18 protein-coding genes and 1 riboswitch are annotated in these 16,477 nt (G+C 30.7%); all 18 genes read left to right on the forward strand.

The genetic code is table 11. The features are described from left to right. Nucleotides 1-45 precede the first annotated feature (45 nt). A riboswitch (cobalamin riboswitch) is annotated at nt 46-229 on the forward strand. A gap of 95 nt (nt 230-324) precedes the next feature. The 18 genes from M2214_RS01280 to hemB all read left to right on the forward strand — a co-directional run bounded on the left by M2214_RS01280 (nt 325) and on the right by hemB (nt 16,463). Beyond that, on the forward strand, nt 325-1,683 hold the full coding sequence (locus M2214_RS01280; RefSeq protein ID WP_248481921.1) for a cobyrinate a,c-diamide synthase: 1,359 nt from the start codon (nt 325-327) through the stop codon (nt 1,681-1,683). Continuing rightward, a complete protein-coding gene (cbiB, locus tag M2214_RS01285) occupies nt 1,680-2,627 on the forward strand; it encodes an adenosylcobinamide-phosphate synthase CbiB (RefSeq protein WP_248481923.1) in 948 nt (315 codons plus the stop codon). The genes M2214_RS01280 and cbiB overlap by 4 nt, the downstream gene beginning before the upstream one ends. Next, a complete protein-coding gene (locus tag M2214_RS01290; protein ID WP_248481925.1) occupies nt 2,624-3,097 on the forward strand; it encodes an ECF transporter S component in 474 nt (157 codons plus the stop codon). The genes cbiB and M2214_RS01290 overlap by 4 nt, the downstream gene beginning before the upstream one ends. Next, nucleotides 3,094-4,155 (forward strand): pyridoxal phosphate-dependent aminotransferase, encoded by a 1,062-nt coding sequence (locus M2214_RS01295; RefSeq protein ID WP_248481926.1) that lies wholly within the window; start codon nt 3,094-3,096, stop codon nt 4,153-4,155. The genes M2214_RS01290 and M2214_RS01295 overlap by 4 nt, the downstream gene beginning before the upstream one ends. Before the next feature lies 1 nt (nt 4,156). After that, nucleotides 4,157-5,056, forward strand: coding sequence for a GHMP family kinase ATP-binding protein (locus M2214_RS01300; RefSeq protein ID WP_248481928.1), 900 nt, complete (start codon nt 4,157-4,159; stop codon nt 5,054-5,056). Then, nucleotides 5,031-5,663, forward strand: coding sequence for a cobalt-precorrin-8 methylmutase (locus tag M2214_RS01305; RefSeq protein WP_248481930.1), 633 nt, complete (start codon nt 5,031-5,033; stop codon nt 5,661-5,663). The genes M2214_RS01300 and M2214_RS01305 overlap by 26 nt, the downstream gene beginning before the upstream one ends. Before the next feature lie 25 nt (nt 5,664-5,688). Further along, entirely contained in the window at nt 5,689-6,798 is a 1,110-nt protein-coding gene (gene cbiD / locus M2214_RS01310; RefSeq protein ID WP_248481933.1) for a cobalt-precorrin-5B (C(1))-methyltransferase CbiD, read from the forward strand. Continuing rightward, nucleotides 6,795-7,403 (forward strand): cobalt-precorrin-7 (C(5))-methyltransferase, encoded by a 609-nt coding sequence (locus M2214_RS01315; protein ID WP_248481935.1) that lies wholly within the window; start codon nt 6,795-6,797, stop codon nt 7,401-7,403. Before cbiD ends, M2214_RS01315 begins: the two co-directional genes overlap by 4 nt. Nucleotides 7,404-7,428: 25 nt before the next feature. Further along, complete coding sequence (locus M2214_RS01320; protein ID WP_248481937.1) at nt 7,429-7,953, forward strand: decarboxylating cobalt-precorrin-6B (C(15))-methyltransferase; 525 nt, start codon at nt 7,429-7,431, stop codon at nt 7,951-7,953. Further along, the gene (locus M2214_RS01325) at nt 7,953-8,705 is read left to right on the forward strand and encodes a cobalt-precorrin-4 methyltransferase (protein WP_248484725.1); all 753 of its coding nucleotides are present in this window, start codon (nt 7,953-7,955) and stop codon (nt 8,703-8,705) included. The genes M2214_RS01320 and M2214_RS01325 overlap by 1 nt, the downstream gene beginning before the upstream one ends. Continuing rightward, a complete protein-coding gene (cbiG, locus tag M2214_RS01330) occupies nt 8,689-9,723 on the forward strand; it encodes a cobalt-precorrin 5A hydrolase (RefSeq protein WP_248481939.1) in 1,035 nt (344 codons plus the stop codon). Before M2214_RS01325 ends, cbiG begins: the two co-directional genes overlap by 17 nt. Next, nucleotides 9,720-10,445, forward strand: a complete 726-nt coding sequence (gene cobJ / locus M2214_RS01335; protein WP_248481941.1) for a precorrin-3B C(17)-methyltransferase — start codon at nt 9,720-9,722, stop codon at nt 10,443-10,445. The genes cbiG and cobJ overlap by 4 nt, the downstream gene beginning before the upstream one ends. Continuing rightward, the gene (locus M2214_RS01340) at nt 10,442-11,206 is read left to right on the forward strand and encodes a cobalt-precorrin-6A reductase (RefSeq protein ID WP_248481949.1); all 765 of its coding nucleotides are present in this window, start codon (nt 10,442-10,444) and stop codon (nt 11,204-11,206) included. Before cobJ ends, M2214_RS01340 begins: the two co-directional genes overlap by 4 nt. A 62-nt stretch (nt 11,207-11,268) precedes the next feature. Next, complete coding sequence (gene hemA / locus M2214_RS01345; protein ID WP_248481952.1) at nt 11,269-12,504, forward strand: glutamyl-tRNA reductase; 1,236 nt, start codon at nt 11,269-11,271, stop codon at nt 12,502-12,504. A gap of 15 nt (nt 12,505-12,519) precedes the next feature. After that, the gene (locus M2214_RS01350; RefSeq protein ID WP_248481954.1) at nt 12,520-13,116 is read left to right on the forward strand and encodes a precorrin-2 dehydrogenase/sirohydrochlorin ferrochelatase family protein; all 597 of its coding nucleotides are present in this window, start codon (nt 12,520-12,522) and stop codon (nt 13,114-13,116) included. Next, nucleotides 13,094-13,999, forward strand: a complete 906-nt coding sequence (hemC, locus tag M2214_RS01355) for a hydroxymethylbilane synthase (RefSeq protein ID WP_248481956.1) — start codon at nt 13,094-13,096, stop codon at nt 13,997-13,999. The genes M2214_RS01350 and hemC overlap by 23 nt, the downstream gene beginning before the upstream one ends. Beyond that, a complete protein-coding gene (gene cobA / locus M2214_RS01360) occupies nt 13,987-15,495 on the forward strand; it encodes a uroporphyrinogen-III C-methyltransferase (protein WP_248481958.1) in 1,509 nt (502 codons plus the stop codon). The genes hemC and cobA overlap by 13 nt, the downstream gene beginning before the upstream one ends. A gap of 2 nt (nt 15,496-15,497) precedes the next feature. Further along, nucleotides 15,498-16,463 (forward strand): porphobilinogen synthase, encoded by a 966-nt coding sequence (hemB, locus tag M2214_RS01365; RefSeq protein WP_248481960.1) that lies wholly within the window; start codon nt 15,498-15,500, stop codon nt 16,461-16,463. The last annotated feature ends 14 nt before the right edge of the window (nt 16,464-16,477 follow it).

The raw sequence follows: 16,477 nt of genomic DNA on the forward strand, positions 1-16,477 counted from the left end.
GTCTTTATTTAACCTTTTATGAAAGTTGCTTTTGAATTCATAAAAGGATATTATACAAAATTAGAATATAAAAATTAATTGGTAAAAGGGAAAGAGGTTAAAATCCTCTACAGCCCCCGCTACTGTAATGAAAGACGAAACCTAAAATATACCACTTCAATTATTTGTAGGAAGGTAAGGGAGTAGGATGAATCTAAGTCAGGATACCTTTTCAATTAATTAAATGGGAAGCCTTCGGAGGGAAGGGTGATAATATATTTTAAATTGTGAATATAAAAACCTAGCCTTAAATGGTTAGGTTTTTTTTAAAAAGGGGTGAATCAATTGAATAAGATATTGATTGCAGGAACTAGTAGTGGCGTTGGTAAAACTACTGTTTCAATGGGGATAATGTCAGCTTTGAAAAATAGAAATCTAAAAGTGCAGCCTTATAAGGTAGGTCCCGATTATATAGATACTTCGTATCATACTTATATAACTAAGCGAAACTCTAGAAATTTAGATTCTTTTATGCTAGGTGATGAGAAAATAAAGCATTTATATCTAAAAAATTCTAAGGATGCAGATATTTCTGTAATAGAAGGAGTTATGGGACTTTATGATGGATTTGGAATAGACATAAATTCTTGTACAAGCTCATACACTTCGAAAATACTTAAAGCTCCTGTTATATTAGTTATAGACGGTAAGAGTATGGCTACATCTGCAGCAGCCATGGTTTTAGGATATAAAAGTTTAGATAAAGACATTAATTTAAGAGGAGTTATAATAAATAATATAGCATCTAAAAGTCACTTTGAGATAGTTAAACGAGCTATCGAAAAGTATACAGACGTTGAAGTTCTTGGATATATTCCAAGAAATATAGAATTTTCCCTTCCCTCCCGACATCTAGGACTAATACCCACAATTGAAATGAAAGAATTAGAACAAAAATTTAGCGATTTAGCACAAATAATAGAAGAACATATAGATCTGGATAGATTAATAGAAATATCAAAATCAGAAGATGTAGTATCAAGCTTTAAGTATGATTTACCTAGGTTTGAAAATATAACAATAGCTATACCGTATGATAAGGCATTTAATTTTTATTACTGGGATAATATAGATATGCTAAAGGATATGGGGGTTACTATAAAGACATTTAGTCCTTTAAATGACAAATATTTACCTGAGTGCGATGGAATATACATAGGTGGTGGATTTCCAGAAATATTTGCAAAAGAACTAGAGGAAAATAAGTCTATAAGAGAAGATATAAAAAGGTATCATGATAATAATAAGCCTATATATGCTGAATGCGGAGGGCTTATGTATTTAGGTGAGAGCATAGTAGATAAAGATAATGAAGAATACAAAATGGTTGGAATATTAAAAGGTAAAAGTGAGATGACAAAATCGCTTAGAAGATTTGGTTATGCAAAAGGATGTGCGTTAATAGATACTACTATATCTAAAAAGGAAGATATGGTTTTTGGACATGAATTTCATCATTCTGAGTTTATAACTAATGAAAAATGTGCTTATAAGGTAACAAAGGAGAGAGACTCTAAAATAATAAAAGAGTGGATGGGTGGATATCAAAAGAAGAATACATTAGCAACTTATTTACATACTCATTTTTACAGTAATTTAAATATTCCTATAAACTTCTTAAATAAGGTGGTAGAAAACAAATGAATATAGTATCAATTTATACTGGATATGTACTAGATATCATATTTGGAGATCCTTATAGTCTACCACACCCTGTTATATACATAGGAAAATTCATAAATTATATAGAAAAAGTTATAAGAAGGATATTTAAAACTGAAAAAAGCCTTAAAATAGGAGGATTCTTTTTAAACTTTATAGTAGTAATTACAACTTATTTTGTAACAGACTTAATTATAAAAGCATCTTTTAATATAAACTATTACTTATACTTAGTTGTAAATTCATTTATTATATACACTATATTTGCTACAAAATGTTTAAAAGATGAAGCTGTTAAAATTTATAAGGTATTAAAGGAAGATGATATAGTAAAGGCTAGAAAACAGTTGTCATTTATAGTTGGAAGAGATACTCAAAACTTATCTAAAGAGGAAATTATAAGAGCCACTGTTGAAACTGTCGCAGAAAATACAGTAGATGGAATAATAGCACCTATGATGTATATATTCATAGGTGGTGCACCTCTTGGGATGATGTATAAGGCTGTTAACACTTTAGACTCTATGGTGGGTTACAAAAATGATAAGTATATGAATTTAGGCTTTGCATCTGCTAAGATTGATGATCTATTTAATTTTATACCAGCTAGAATTACAGCTTGTATAATGGCTATTGCTTCTTTATTTTTAGGATTTGACTTTAAAAGAAGCATCAAAGTATTTATAAGAGATAGAAAGAATCATAAGAGCCCAAATTGTGCATATCCAGAAGGGGCTGTAGCTGGAGCACTTAATATACAGCTTGGTGGGACTAATATATACTTTGGTAAAGAAGTGTACAAGCCTACTATAGGAGACAAGTTGAGAAATATAGAACCAGAAGATATATTAAAAACCAATAGAATAATGTACTTAACTTCAATTTTAACCTTAATAATTTTTACTTTTATACAGGAGGTTATATGAAAAAATTGGTCAAGATTTCAATGCTAATAGCTTTAAGTTTTATAGGGTCATTAATTAAAATACCAGGAACATCTATAGCGTTTGATTCTATGCCAGCTTATTTTGCAGCTTTATCTATATCTCCTTTAGCTGGAGGAATAGTGGGTGTTTTAGGACATGCGATTACAGCATATTTGAGTGGGTTTCCGCTTACAATTGTTATACATAGTATAATCGGAGTTCAAATGTTTTTATTTGTATTTATATTTGGATATGTATATAAGTTTACGCAAATTATTGTGCCTATAATTTTTGGAGTTCTTTTAAACGGAGTTGTAGCACCTCTTATATTAATTCCAGTAATAGGATTTAAGATGAGTGTAGGATTTATAATTCCTTTATCTATAGTTTCGTTCGCCAATATATATTTAGCATATATTTTATATAAGTCATTAAATAAAAGATATAGAAAAGGGGTATTTACTAGATGATAAAGCTTGGGCATGGTGCAGATGTCAATCAGATGATAAGTAAGTACAATAAAAGTGAAAATATATTAGATTTTAGCTCTAATATAAATCCATATAAACCTGAAAATATAGAAGAATATGTACTCGAAGGGTTGAAAAATAGCATAAAATATCCAGATATAGAGTATTTAAAACTTAGAAAGAATATATCTTCTTATTTAAATTTAAACTATGAATATATAGTACCTGGAAATGGTGCCAGTGAGATAATATATATGATTATGAAGGTATTAAATGGAAGGCTAGCTATTTTAAATCCCACATTTTCAGAATATGAAAGGGCTGCTTTTATAAATAATTTAGATGTAGTAGATTTATATTTAAATGAAGATTTTAAAGTAGATATAGGAAGTATAGAGAAAGATATAGATAAATTCGATTTTTTATTTGTATGCAATCCAAACAATCCAAGTGGAAATGTTCAAAATCTTATAGAACTACTAGATTTATTACAAAAGCACGATAAAATTATGATACTTGATGAAACTTTTATGGAGTTTGTACATGATAGTGATGAATACTCACTAGTCAAATATATAGATACGTACAGTAATTTATTTATTATAAAGGCTGTTACTAAGTTTTTTGGGCTTCCTGGAGTAAGACTTGGTTATGGAATAACTAGTAATAAAGATATAATCCACAGTATATGGAGTATCAAGGAGCCTTGGACTGTAAATGCATTTGCTGAAAATATATGTAAATATATATTTAAAGATACAAATTATATAAGAAAAACGAAGGATTATTTTAAAGAAGAGATAAGTTATATGTTAAAAGAGTTAAATAAGATAGAAGATATAGAATGCTTCCATACAGATACAAACTTTATATTATTAAAATTAGAAAAGTATGATTCAAAATACATTAAAGAAAAACTATTTATAAATAAAGATATATTAATAAGAGATGCATCCAATTTTAAGGGATTAGATAAAAAATATATAAGAGTTGCAGTTAAAAAAAGAGAAGAGAACGAAAGGTTAATAACTGCATTGAGAGAAATAATGGGGGTATAGCATGAAACACTATGGAATTTGCCCAGGCTCATGTGGAGAATTTATCCAGGGTATGATAAAGGACAAAGAATATTTAGTATCTTATGCTGTAAATATGTATTCAAGGGCTGATATTCATGAGACGACTAAGAATATAAATAAGGGCCCTTTTAAATCTAGAAGAGCTTTAGAAACAGTATTTGAACATTTTGGTCTTAGCAAAGATGATACTAAAAATATATCTTTAAGAATAAAAAGTAATATTCCTTTAGGTAAAGGCATGGCAAGCTCTACAGCTGATATAGGAGCTACTATAAGAGCAACACTTAGCTTTTTAAATAAAGATATAACAGATAAGGAAATATCAAAAATTGCAGCAACAATTGAGCCTACAGATTCTATATACATAAAAAACAACTGTATTTTTGATCCATTAAAAGGTGAAATATTTAAGCGATTAGGTTATATAGATGGAATAAAAATACTAACTCTTGAGCCTGATGAGAGATTAAATACTCAACATATAAGAAAGAGGCAGGATTATTTCATCAAAAAAAAGACGAATGAGGAAAAGTTAAAATATGCTTTTGATATATTAGAAAAAGGATTTGAAAATAAGGATTTAAGCTTAGTTGGAAAAGCTGCAACTATAAGTTCTATACTAAATGAAAACATACACAAAAAGGAAGGCTTGAGCGAAATAATAAAAATAAGCGAAGATTATGGAGCATATGGTGTAAATATAGCTCATAGTGGAACTGTTGTAGGAATAATACTAGATAAAGATATGGATGAAACTAAGCTTAAAGAAAAATTGATTATGAATAAAATAAATAAAAAATATAAAAAAATATACTGTTTAAATGTTATAAGAGCAGGATTAAGGGGAGGGTCATATGAAGTACATAAAAAATCCAAGTGAGATAGAGGTTAAGAGTTTTGAAATAATACAAGGTATAATCGATGAGATTAGACCAGGCTATGAGTTTAAGAATGAAATAGAAGAAAAGATAATAAAAAGATGTATACATACAACAGCTGATTTTGAATACTTAGACATACTTAAGATATCTGATAATGCGGTTGATAAATTAATAGATGCCTTAAAATCTGGTGCAACTATATATACAGATACAAATATGGCTTTATCTGGAATAAACAAGAGAAAGTTAAAGGCGCTAGGTTGTGAAATAAAGTGCTTTGTTGCAGATGAAGAAGTTGCAAAGATTGCAAAAGAAAAGAAGATAACAAGGTCAATGGCAGCTGTAGAAAAAGCTGCTAGTGAAGAGGGAAGAAAGATATTTGTAATGGGAAATGCTCCTACTGCTCTTTATAAAGTAATGGAAATGAAGGAAGAAGGAAAATTAAACCCAGATGCAATTATAGGCGTTCCTGTGGGATTTGTTGGAGCTGCTGAATCTAAGGATGATCTTGAAAAAAGCGATAATGAATATATATTATCTAAGGGAAGAAAAGGTGGAAGTAATTTAGCTGCTGCTATAGTTAATGCAGTACTTTATAGTATATAGTCTCGGCGTTGAGAAGAGGGATATTATGGAAAAGTATGTTTATATAGATGGGAAGAAGTATAGAAGGGGTTATACTACTGGATCTACTGCTACAGGTGCAGCTAAAGCTGCGGCTTTTATGGCGTTAAAAGGAGAAAAGGTAGATAGCATTCAGATAGATACACCTAAAGGGATAAGGCTAGATTTAAAGGTTGAGAATCAGGAAGTAGTACAAGATTATGCTGTGGCTTCTGTCAAGAAAGATGGGGGAGATGACAAGGATGCTACTCATAATTTAGATATATTTGCAAAGGTTACTATAAATAATACTGGAAGTATTAATATAGATGGTGGTATTGGTGTTGGAAGGGTAACTAAGAAAGGTCTTAATATTGCTATTGGAAATGCTGCTATTAATAAGGTTCCTATGCAGATGATAGAAAAGGAAGTTAGGGAAGTTGTAGGGGATTTAGGAGCAGATATTTTGATCTATATTCCAAGAGGTAAGGAAATTGCTAAGAAGACTTTTAATCCAAGGCTTGGAATAGAAGGCGGTATATCTATAATAGGAACTACTGGTATTGTAGAGCCTATGTCTGAGGAAGGTTGGAAGAAGTCTCTTTCTATTGAGCTGGGGATGAAAAGGAAGCAGGGAATTAAAAATATTATACTCGTTCCAGGAAATCATGGAGAGAATTTCGTAAAAGATATTTTAAATATTGATTCTAATTATGTTGTTAGAACTAGTAATTTCATAGGATATATGATAAAGGAAGCTGAAAGGTTTGGGTTTGAAAAGATACTTATGGTAGGTCATTTAGGTAAGTTTGTAAAACTAGCTGGTGGTATTTTTCATACTCACAGTAAGATGGCTGATTGTAGGATGGAGATACTTATAACTCATTTGTCTTTAATGGGTGCTGATATAAGTGTTTTAAAAGAAATATATAATTGTCCAACTACAGAGGCTGCAATAGATATAATATCTGAGAATGGATATGAAGAAGTATACGATATTATAGCAAATAAAGGAAGAGATAAGATTATTCAAAGGCTAGATAATGACATTGAGGTTGAGATTATGATATTTTCTATGGAACTTGATATGCTTGGAAAAAGTGAGGGTGCAGATAATCTGTTGGAGGTATTTGAATGATAAACATAATTGGGATAGGTCCTGGAAATTTAAATTACCTGACTAAGATAGGTGAGAATGTAGTACATAAAAGTGATGTATTAATAGGTGGAACGAGGAATTTAAATAGTTTCAATGATTTTAATGGAGAAAAGATAGAGATAAAGGGAAGCCTTAAAAAAATTATAGATTATATAAATGAGAATAAGGATAAAAACATATCGATAATAGCCTCCGGTGATCCTAGTATATATGGAATAGGAAAGTATATGGTTAGTGAGCTTGGAAGCGAAAATGTAAATATAGTATCGGGAATAAGCTCTATCCAGTATATTTTTTCAAGAATTAGTATGGATATGAATGATATATATATAAGTAGTTGCCATGGCAAACAACCCGATTTTGATTATATATTATCTCACAAAAAAGTTGCTTTAGTCACAGATAATATAATTGGTCCAAAGGAAATTGCTAAAGAGATAATAAAAAGAAAATTAAATAAGGCTATGGTAGTAGGGGAGAACCTTTCTTACGAAAATGAGAAAATAACTATAGGCTCTTGTGAAGATATAATGAATTTAGACAAATTTGATATGAATGTAGTGGTGATATACGATGAAGGATAGCGAATTTATAAGGGGTAAGGTCCCGATGACTAAAGAAGAAATAAGGACTATATCTATAAGTAAACTAAATTTAAAGAACTGCAGTACATTCCTAGATGTAGGTGGGGGAACAGGAAGCATAAGTATACAAGCATCTTTAGAGAATAAAGGTTTAGAAGTATTTACTATAGAGCGGAATGAAGAGGCAGTTGAGCTCATACATGAAAATATTGATAAATTCAATATAAATAATATAAAAGTTATAAAAGACTACGCACCAGTAGATTGCTTTGATAAAAAAATAGATGCAGCTTTCATAGGAGGCAGTGGTGGCAATCTAGAAGATATAATAATATGGCTTAAAAAACTATTGAATAAAGATGGTATCTTAGTCATCAACTGTATAATACTTCAAACACTTAATGAGTCTTTAAAAATACTTGAACAACAAGGTTTTGAAGATATAGAATGTGTACAAGCTTGTGTATCAAGGCTTGAAAAATTAGGTAAAGGAAATTATTTCAAGCCTTTAAATCCAACATATATAATTTCATGTAAAAGGGGTAGATAATAATGAAGATTCATTTCGTAGGAGCAGGACCAGGAGATAAGGAACTTATAACATTGAAAGGATACAAATTATTGAGCGAAGCCGATGTTGTTATATATGCTGGCTCTTTGGTTAATCCAGAACTTCTTGATTACTGTAAAGAAGGATGTGAAATTCATAATAGTGCTTATATGGATTTAGGAGAAATAGTAGATGTTATGAAAAAGGGAGTTAAGGAAAATAAGAGTGTTGTAAGACTTCAAACAGGAGACTTCTCTATATATGGATCAATTAGAGAACAAGTAGAAGAGCTTGCTAAAGAAGATATAGGATATGACTGTACACCAGGAGTTAGTTCATTCCTTGGAGCATCATCTGCACTTGGAGTTGAGTACACAGTACCTGAAATATCTCAAAGTGTTATCATAACTAGAATGGAAGGAAGAACTCCAGTACCAGAGAAAGAGTCTATAGAGTCTTTTGCAAAGCATCAAACGTCTATGGTTATATTCTTATCCGTTCAAGAAATAGAGAAGGTTGTATCTAGACTTATTGAGGGTGGATATACAGAAGAAACTCCAATTGCAGTTGTATATAAGGCTACTTGGAAAGAAGAGAAAATAGTTAAAGGTAACTTAAAGAATATAGCTGCTAAGGTTAAAGAAGAAGGAATAAATAAAACAGCTCTTATAATGGTTGGAGAATTTCTTGGCAAAGAGTACAATTACTCAAAATTGTACGATAAGGAATTTAAGCATGAATACAGAAAGTAATAAAGCTGTAATAGCACTTACTTCAAATGGAAAAAATCTCGCACTTAACATAAAAAAGTATATGAAGTGCGATGTATACGTAAATAACAAGATCCTTTGTGATAACACTATGCCTGTAAAAGGAAAATTCAAAGAATTTGTAGGAGAGATATTCTATAAATACGATTATTTGATATTTATAATGGCAACTGGTATTGTAGTCAGAAGTATTTGCCCTTATATAAAGGATAAGACTCAAGACCCAGCTATAATAGTAATGGATGAGAAGGGAAATAATGTTATAAGTCTTTTATCTGGTCATATAGGTGGAGCAAATGAGATGACTATAAAGCTAAGTGATTATCTAAATTCTAATCCAGTTATAACTACTGCTACAGATGTAAACAATAAATCAGCGCTTGATATGATAATAAAAAAAATAGATGCTCATATAGATGATTTTAAACAAAATGTAAAAAGAGTAAATTCATATCTTGTAGAAGGCAAAAAAGTAGGTATATACATGGAAGAAAATTATGATATAGATACTAGGGGTTTTGTATTAATAAAAGATAAAAATAATATTAAAGATATAGATACTTTAATTTACATAACTAATAAGAAATATATAGATATAAAACATAAGGATATTATAAAGTTAACTCCTAAGAATATTGTTTTATCAGTCGGGTGTAGAAGAGACATTGATTCTAATCTGATGTATGAGTCCTTTGAAGATTTTTTAAATAAAAAAGATATAGATATAAACTCTATAAAGGTAGTTGGAAGTGTAGATCTTAAAAAATATGAGAAGGCTATAATTGATTTAGCAAACAAGCTTGGAGTAAAGTTTGAAATAGTATCTAGAGAAGAAATACTAAAAGTTGAAGATAAATTTGAAAAATCAGAGTTTGTAAAGAAATCTATTGGGGTATATTCAGTAGTTGAGCCAGTTTCGTATATATTAAGTGGCGAAAATTTGATTGCAAACAAAACAAAGTATAAAGGAATAACTTTTGGATTGGGGAGATTAAAATGATTTATGTAATAGGAATAGGCCCAGGTAGCAAAGATTTGATGACTAATGAAGCTATAGAAGCTCTAGAAAAAAGTGAAGTTATAGTAGGATATAAAACTTATATAAATTTAGTTGAAGAATTTATAAAAGACAAAGAAGTAGTTCAAAATGGAATGAGAAAAGAAATAGAGAGATGTCAAGATGCTATAGATAAGGCTAAAGAAGGTAAGGAAGTTGCTGTTATAAGTAGTGGAGATAGCGGAATATATGGGATGGCAGGTCTTATTCTTGAACTTGTGACTAAACAAAACTTAGATATAGATGTAAAAATTGTACCTGGAGTTACTGCTAGCATAGGAGCAGCAGCTGTACTTGGAGCACCTATTATGCATGATTTTTGTCATATAAGCCTTAGTGACCTACTTACTCCTTGGGATGTTATAGAAAAAAGACTAAAGCTTGCTGCTGAAGCTGACTTTGTAATATGTTTATATAATCCTAGAAGCAAAGGTAGAAAGGACCACTTAAAGAGAGCATTTGAAATAATGGGTGAGTTTAAGTCTGGAGATATACCTGTTGGAATAGTTAAGGACGTAGCTAGAGATGGTCAGTGTAAGCAAGTTGTAAAATACAAGGATGTAGATTTTGAAACAGTTGATATGACTACTATTGTAATAATAGGAAATAAATCCACTTATATACATGAAGATAAAATGATAACTCCAAGGGGTTATGTTATATGATACTAGTTCTTGGAGGAACTAGTGATAGCCTAAAAATATGTGATTTACTCAATAAAATGGGTAAATCATATATTCTATCTGTTGCAACTGACTATGGAAGAGAAATTTCCAAAAATTACTGCAAAGACATTAATGTAGCTAGACTAGATAAGTATGATATGATTAAATTTGCTAGGAAAAATAATATAACAATTATTATAGATGCAACTCATCCATATGCTTTAGAAGTATCGCAAAACGCCATGGATGCAAGCCGTGAACTAGGCGTAAAATATATAAGATATGAACGATGTTCAAGTGATATATTGGAGCATGAGAGCATAATAAAGGTTGATAGCATAAAAGAAGCTTGTGATATTGCCAATAAAATAGGTGAGAATATATTTTTGTCTACAGGAAGTAAAAATTTAGGGCAATTTGTTCACAACTTGAAAAATAAAAATATTATAGCTAGGGTTCTCCCGACATCTGAAGTCTTAAAATCTTGCGAGAGTTTAGGTTTAAAAGCTCATAATATAGTAGCTATGAAAGGACCGTTTTCTTATGATATAAACAAGCATTTATACAAGTTTTATAATTGTGATTTGGTTATAACAAAAGAAAGTGGAGTAGCGGGAGGATTTGAAGAAAAATTAAGAGCGAGTATTGACTCAAATATAAAAACTATAGTAATACTAAGACCCAGCCTTGATTATCCAGAAAAGATAGATGATATTGAAGAACTAAACTTGCAACTATTTTTGAGCAACGGAGCCCGTTAGGGATCGTTGGCGACATGAGTCAGTGCGGAGCGACTAGACGAATTTTTATGGAGGGCGAAATTATGAAAGTAGCAGTTGTAGGGGTGAATCATAATACTGCTCCTATTAGAATAAGAGAGAAGGTATCTTTTACAGAATCAAAGAAAATAGAAGGCTCAAATTTTTTGCTTGATAACGGTATAGAAGAAGTGATTATTTTATCAACTTGCAATAGAAGTGAGATATATATAGTCGGAAAAGATATAGATTCAAAGGTAGATATAGTTAAAGATTTTTATGAAGACTATTTTGATGAAAAAGATATAAGAGAGTATTTATTTGATAAAAAACATAAAGAAGCTATAAATCATATATATGAGGTTGCTTCAGGTCTTGATTCATTAGTTTTAGGGGAAGATCAGATTCTTGGTCAGGCAAAAGAAGCTATGCTATTTTCTATGGAACTAGGTTTTAGCGGGAAAATTTTAAATAAGCTTTTTAGAGAAGCTATAACTACTAGTAAGAATATAAAAAATGAGACTAAAATATCAGAGAATCCTTTGTCTATAAGTTATATAGGAGTTAAATTTTTAAAACAGAAACTCAAATCATTAAAAAATAAAAAAGCCCTTATAATAGGTGTTGGAAAAATGAGCATATTAGCTCTTAAGCACTTAATAGAGGAAGATTTAGATGAGATATATATGACAAATAGATCCCATAAAAAGGTTTTGGATTTAAGCGATGATTTTCCTATGGTAAAACCTATAGAATATGAAAAAAGATATGAGATATTAAAGGATGTAGATATTGTTATAACTGCAACAGCATCTCCTCATACTATAATAAAAAAAGATGAGATGATGGATATAGATAATGAAATTTATATAATGGATATAGCTCTTCCCCGTGATGTTGAAGAGTCTGTTAGTGAGCTTCCAAATATTAATGTTTATGATATAGATAATCTTAAAAAAATATCTGATGAAAATGAACAAAGAAGAATCCAGCTATCTAAGGTAGCTAAAGAAATTATAGATGAGAGTATAAATGAGTTTTTAGACTGGATGAGCAGTATAAAGGTAGACCCAACTATAAAATCTTTAAATGAAAGATGTAGTGATATACAAAGTGATACACTTGATTATATATACAGAAAGTTAGACCTTGACTGTAGAGAAAAGAAGATAATAGAAAAAATGTTGACTTCTGCTTTAAAAAGGGTTATTAGAGAACCGATTATAAAGCTTAAATCTACTAAAGATGAGGGAAAAGTAAAGGATTACACTAGTATAATTGAAGAATTATTCGATCTTTAGGTTAGAGGTGGTATAATGTTTTATCCTATGATGATAAAACTAGATAATAAGAAGGTAACTATAGTAGGAGGCGGAAAAGTAGCATTTAGAAAGGCAAAAAAATTTATGGAGTTTAATTGCGACATAAAAGTCGTAAGTCCTTCGTTCATAAAAGATTTTGATAGTATAGATGTTAAGCTTATAAATGATGAATATAAAGAAGATTATTTGAAAGAATCCTTTATAGTTATAGCGGCTGCATCTAATAAAAAGGTGAATGAGGATATATCTAGTTACTGTAAAGAAAATGATATTATGTGCAATAGAGCTGATAATAGAGATTTATCTGATTTTATAGTACCTTCAAGCGTTAAAAGAGGAGATTTGGTTATTAGTGTGTCGACCATGGGAAATAGTCCATCTCTTGCATCAAAGATAAGAAAAGAGCTTGAGAGCAACTATGGCATTGAGTATGAAGAATATGTAAATATTTTAGGAGATATAAGAGATTTAGTTTTAGAAAAATGTACGGATAAGGATGAAAAGAAGAGAATACTAAATGAGTTAGTAAACTTAGACATAGAAGAACTAAAAAAGAGGAGACTTGATTATGAAAATAATAGTTGGAACTAGAGGAAGTGATCTTGCCCTAAGTCAAACTAAATGGGTTATAAAGAACCTTAGAAATTCAAATCCCGATGTAGAATTTGAAATTAAGATAATAAAGACTAAAGGCGATAGAATTCAGAATATAGCACTTGATAAGATAGGCGATAAAGGGTTATTCGTAAAAGAGATAGAAGAGCAGCTTTTAAACAAAGAAATTGATATAGCAGTTCATAGTATGAAGGACATGCCATCTAATGTTACTGATGGACTTAAATTTGCTGCAGTTCCTAAAAGAGAAGATTATAGAGATGTATTAGTTTTGAAGGAGGGATATAAGACTATATATGACCTTCCAAGAGGAGCTAAAATCGGGACAGGAAGCAAAAGAAGAAAATATCAATTACTTAAGTACAGAGAAGATTTAGAGGTCGTTTCTATAAGAGGAAATGTTGGAACTAGAATAAGAAAAATTAAAGAAGAAAATCTTGATGGTGTAGTTTTAGCGGCTGCTGGACTTCATAGGTTAAATATAGAAGATGAAATAAGCTTTTATATACCGACTGATATAATGCTTCCAGCTCCAGCACAAGGAGCTTTAGCTATACAAATAAGAGAAAATAATGGAGATATAGAAAAGATAGTATCATCTATAAAAGATGATAAGACTTGTATTGAGGTAGAGGCAGAAAGAGCTTTCTTGCATGGAGTTGATGGAGGATGTCATATACCTGTAGGAGCATTTTGTACTGTAGATGAAGATAGAATAAAGATTGAAGGTTTATTTGGAACAGAGGATGGAAGTAGGATTGTAAGGACATTTATAGAGGGTAGTGTTAGTGAAGCAAAAGAGTTAGGACATAAGCTTGCTGATATTATACTAGAGGAGATGAAGCCATGTACGGAATAGTATATTTAGTAGGGGCAGGGCCTGGAGATTATAAATTAATCACATTAAAAGGTTTAGAGTGTATTAAAAAGGCAGACGTAATAGTATATGATAGATTGGCTAATGAAAATTTGCTGAATGAGTCCAAAGAAGGCTGTGAATTTATATATGTTGGAAAGGCATCTAGCAATCACACATTAACTCAAGATGAAATAAATGAAGTTATATGCCAAAGGGCAAAAGAAGGTAAGATTGTAACAAGACTTAAAGGTGGAGACCCTTATGTTTTTGGTAGAGGAGGAGAAGAAGGAGAGTATCTTCTTGAAAGAGGAGTTAAATTTGAAGTAGTTCCAGGTATAACTTCTGCCATAGGTGGACTTTGCTATGCTGGAATACCTATAACTCACAGAGATTATGCTTCTTCATTCCATGTTATAACTGGCCATCTAAAGGATGAAGAAAAGGAACTTGATTGGAAATCCCTATCTAATCTGAATGGAACTTTAGTATTCTTAATGGGAGTTAAGAACCTTAATAATATATGCACTAATTTGATTAATGAAGGTAAGAGCAAGGATACGCCTGTTGCTCTTATAAACTGGGGAACTAGATATAATCAAAGGGTAGTAACTGGAAACCTTGAAAATATATACGATATAGCTATTAAAGAAAATATAAAGCCACCTAGTTTAATTGTTGTAGGCGATGTTGTAAATCTTAGAGACAAGCTGAATTTCTTTGAGCAAAAAAGTTTATTTGGAAAGAGTATACTTGTTACAAGAGCTAGAGCTCAAAATAGTAAATTATTAGAGAAAGTAATGGACTTAGGTGGTAACCCTATACAGTTTCCAACTATAAAAATAGAAGAGATAATTCCTAATGAAGAGTTAGATGAACAAATAAAAAATCTAGAAGAATATAGTTATATAATATTTAGAAGCCAAAATACTGTTAAGATATTCTTTAATAGATTAAATGAGTTAGATTTTGATGTTAGAAAACTAGCTAATAAAAAGATAGTGGCGATAGGACCAGCTACGGCTAAAGATCTTAAGGCAAAGGGGATAATAGCTGATATAGTGCCTCCAAAGTTTGTTGCTGAAGCTATATATGATGAATTGAAGGACTTACTAGTTAAGGATGATAAAATATTGATTCCAAGAGCTAGTGAAGCTAGGGATTATTTGGTAGATAAATTAGATAAAATATGTTATGTTAAAGAGGTTAAGATATATAATACTGTGTTAGGTGATGGAAATAAAGACAAAATACTTGAGATGCTAGATTCTAATAAATTGGATTATATAACATTCACTAGCTCATCAACAGTTAAAAATCTTATTAATATAGTAGGAAAAGAGAATATAGACAAGCTTAAAAATTCAAAATTAATATCTATAGGACCTATAACTTCAAATACTGTTAGAGATTTTAATTTAGAGGTTTATAAAGAAGCTAAGGATTACACTATAGATGGAATTTTGAATACTATTATAGAAGATATTAAGGGGGAATAGCTGTGATTAAAAGACCTAGAAGACTTAGAAGTAGTGACCTTGTAAGGGATTTAGTTAGAGAAACTAGAATTGAGATGGATAATTTAATATATCCTCTATTCATTGTTGAGGGAGAAAATATAAAAAAAGAGATACCATCACTTCCTGATGTTTATCATATATCAGTAGATAAATTAGAAGAAGAAGTAAAAGAATTAAAAGAGTTTGGAATAAAGTATGTAATGTTATTTGGTGTTCCAAATGAAAAAGATGAGTATGGAAAAGAAGCTTATGCAGAAGATGGAATAGTTCAAAAGGCTGCAAGAGAGATAAAGAGAATTACTAATGATATATATGTAGTTACTGATGTTTGTATGTGTCAATATACAAGCCATGGTCACTGTGGAATACTACGTCCAAATGGATATGTAGATAATGATAAGACATTAGAGTATCTATCAAGAATAGCTTTAAGCCATGTAAAGGCAGGAGCCGATATGGTAGCTCCATCTGATATGATGGATGGAAGAATAGCTCATATGAGAAAAACTTTAGACGAAGCAGGATATGAGAATACACCTATAATGGCATATAGCGCTAAATATGCATCCTCATTCTATGGCCCTTTTAGAGATGCAGCTCATTCTGCACCATCTTTTGGAGATAGAAGATCTTATCAAATGGATCCTGCAAATACAGATGAAGCAGTTCGCGAGGTAGAACTTGATATAGAAGAAGGAGCAGATATAGTTATGGTAAAACCTGCACTTTCATACTTAGATGTAATAAGAAGAATAAAGGACAATTTCAACATGCCTATAGCAGCGTACAATGTAAGTGGAGAGTACTCTATGTTAAAACTTGCTGTTAAGAATGGATTACTAGATGAAAAAGCTATAATGGAAAGTGTTTTATCTATAAAAAGAGCTGGAGCAGACATAATAATAACTTACTTTGCAAAAGATATAGCTAGAATGCTTAGAAAATAGAAGGGGATGACTAT

The sequence above is a fragment of the Tepidibacter aestuarii genome, assembly GCF_934924865.1.
Taxonomy (GTDB): Bacteria; Bacillota; Clostridia; order Peptostreptococcales; family Peptostreptococcaceae; genus Tepidibacter_A; species Tepidibacter_A aestuarii.

Bases quoted from the DNA above. Each gene is read 5' to 3' on its own strand.
- M2214_RS01340 (WP_248481949.1), top strand. From the start codon at position 10,442: ATGATACTAGTTCTTGGAGGAACTAGTGATAGCCTAAAAATATGTGAT.
- M2214_RS01300 (WP_248481928.1), top strand. From the start codon at position 4,157: ATGAAACACTATGGAATTTGCCCAGGCTCATGTGGAGAATTTATCCAG.
- cobJ (WP_248481941.1), top strand. From the start codon at position 9,720: ATGATTTATGTAATAGGAATAGGCCCAGGTAGCAAAGATTTGATGACT.
- hemC (WP_248481956.1), top strand. From the start codon at position 13,094: ATGAAAATAATAGTTGGAACTAGAGGAAGTGATCTTGCCCTAAGTCAA.
- M2214_RS01320 (WP_248481937.1), top strand. From the start codon at position 7,429: ATGACTAAAGAAGAAATAAGGACTATATCTATAAGTAAACTAAATTTA.
- M2214_RS01295 (WP_248481926.1), top strand. From the start codon at position 3,094: ATGATAAAGCTTGGGCATGGTGCAGATGTCAATCAGATGATAAGTAAG.
- hemA (WP_248481952.1), top strand. From the start codon at position 11,269: ATGAAAGTAGCAGTTGTAGGGGTGAATCATAATACTGCTCCTATTAGA.
- M2214_RS01290 (WP_248481925.1), top strand. From the start codon at position 2,624: ATGAAAAAATTGGTCAAGATTTCAATGCTAATAGCTTTAAGTTTTATA.
- M2214_RS01350 (WP_248481954.1), top strand. From the start codon at position 12,520: ATGTTTTATCCTATGATGATAAAACTAGATAATAAGAAGGTAACTATA.
- cbiD (WP_248481933.1), top strand. From the start codon at position 5,689: ATGGAAAAGTATGTTTATATAGATGGGAAGAAGTATAGAAGGGGTTAT.
- M2214_RS01315 (WP_248481935.1), top strand. From the start codon at position 6,795: ATGATAAACATAATTGGGATAGGTCCTGGAAATTTAAATTACCTGACT.
- M2214_RS01305 (WP_248481930.1), top strand. From the start codon at position 5,031: ATGAAGTACATAAAAAATCCAAGTGAGATAGAGGTTAAGAGTTTTGAA.
- cbiG (WP_248481939.1), top strand. From the start codon at position 8,689: ATGAATACAGAAAGTAATAAAGCTGTAATAGCACTTACTTCAAATGGA.
- cbiB (WP_248481923.1), top strand. From the start codon at position 1,680: ATGAATATAGTATCAATTTATACTGGATATGTACTAGATATCATATTT.
- cobA (WP_248481958.1), top strand. From the start codon at position 13,987: ATGTACGGAATAGTATATTTAGTAGGGGCAGGGCCTGGAGATTATAAA.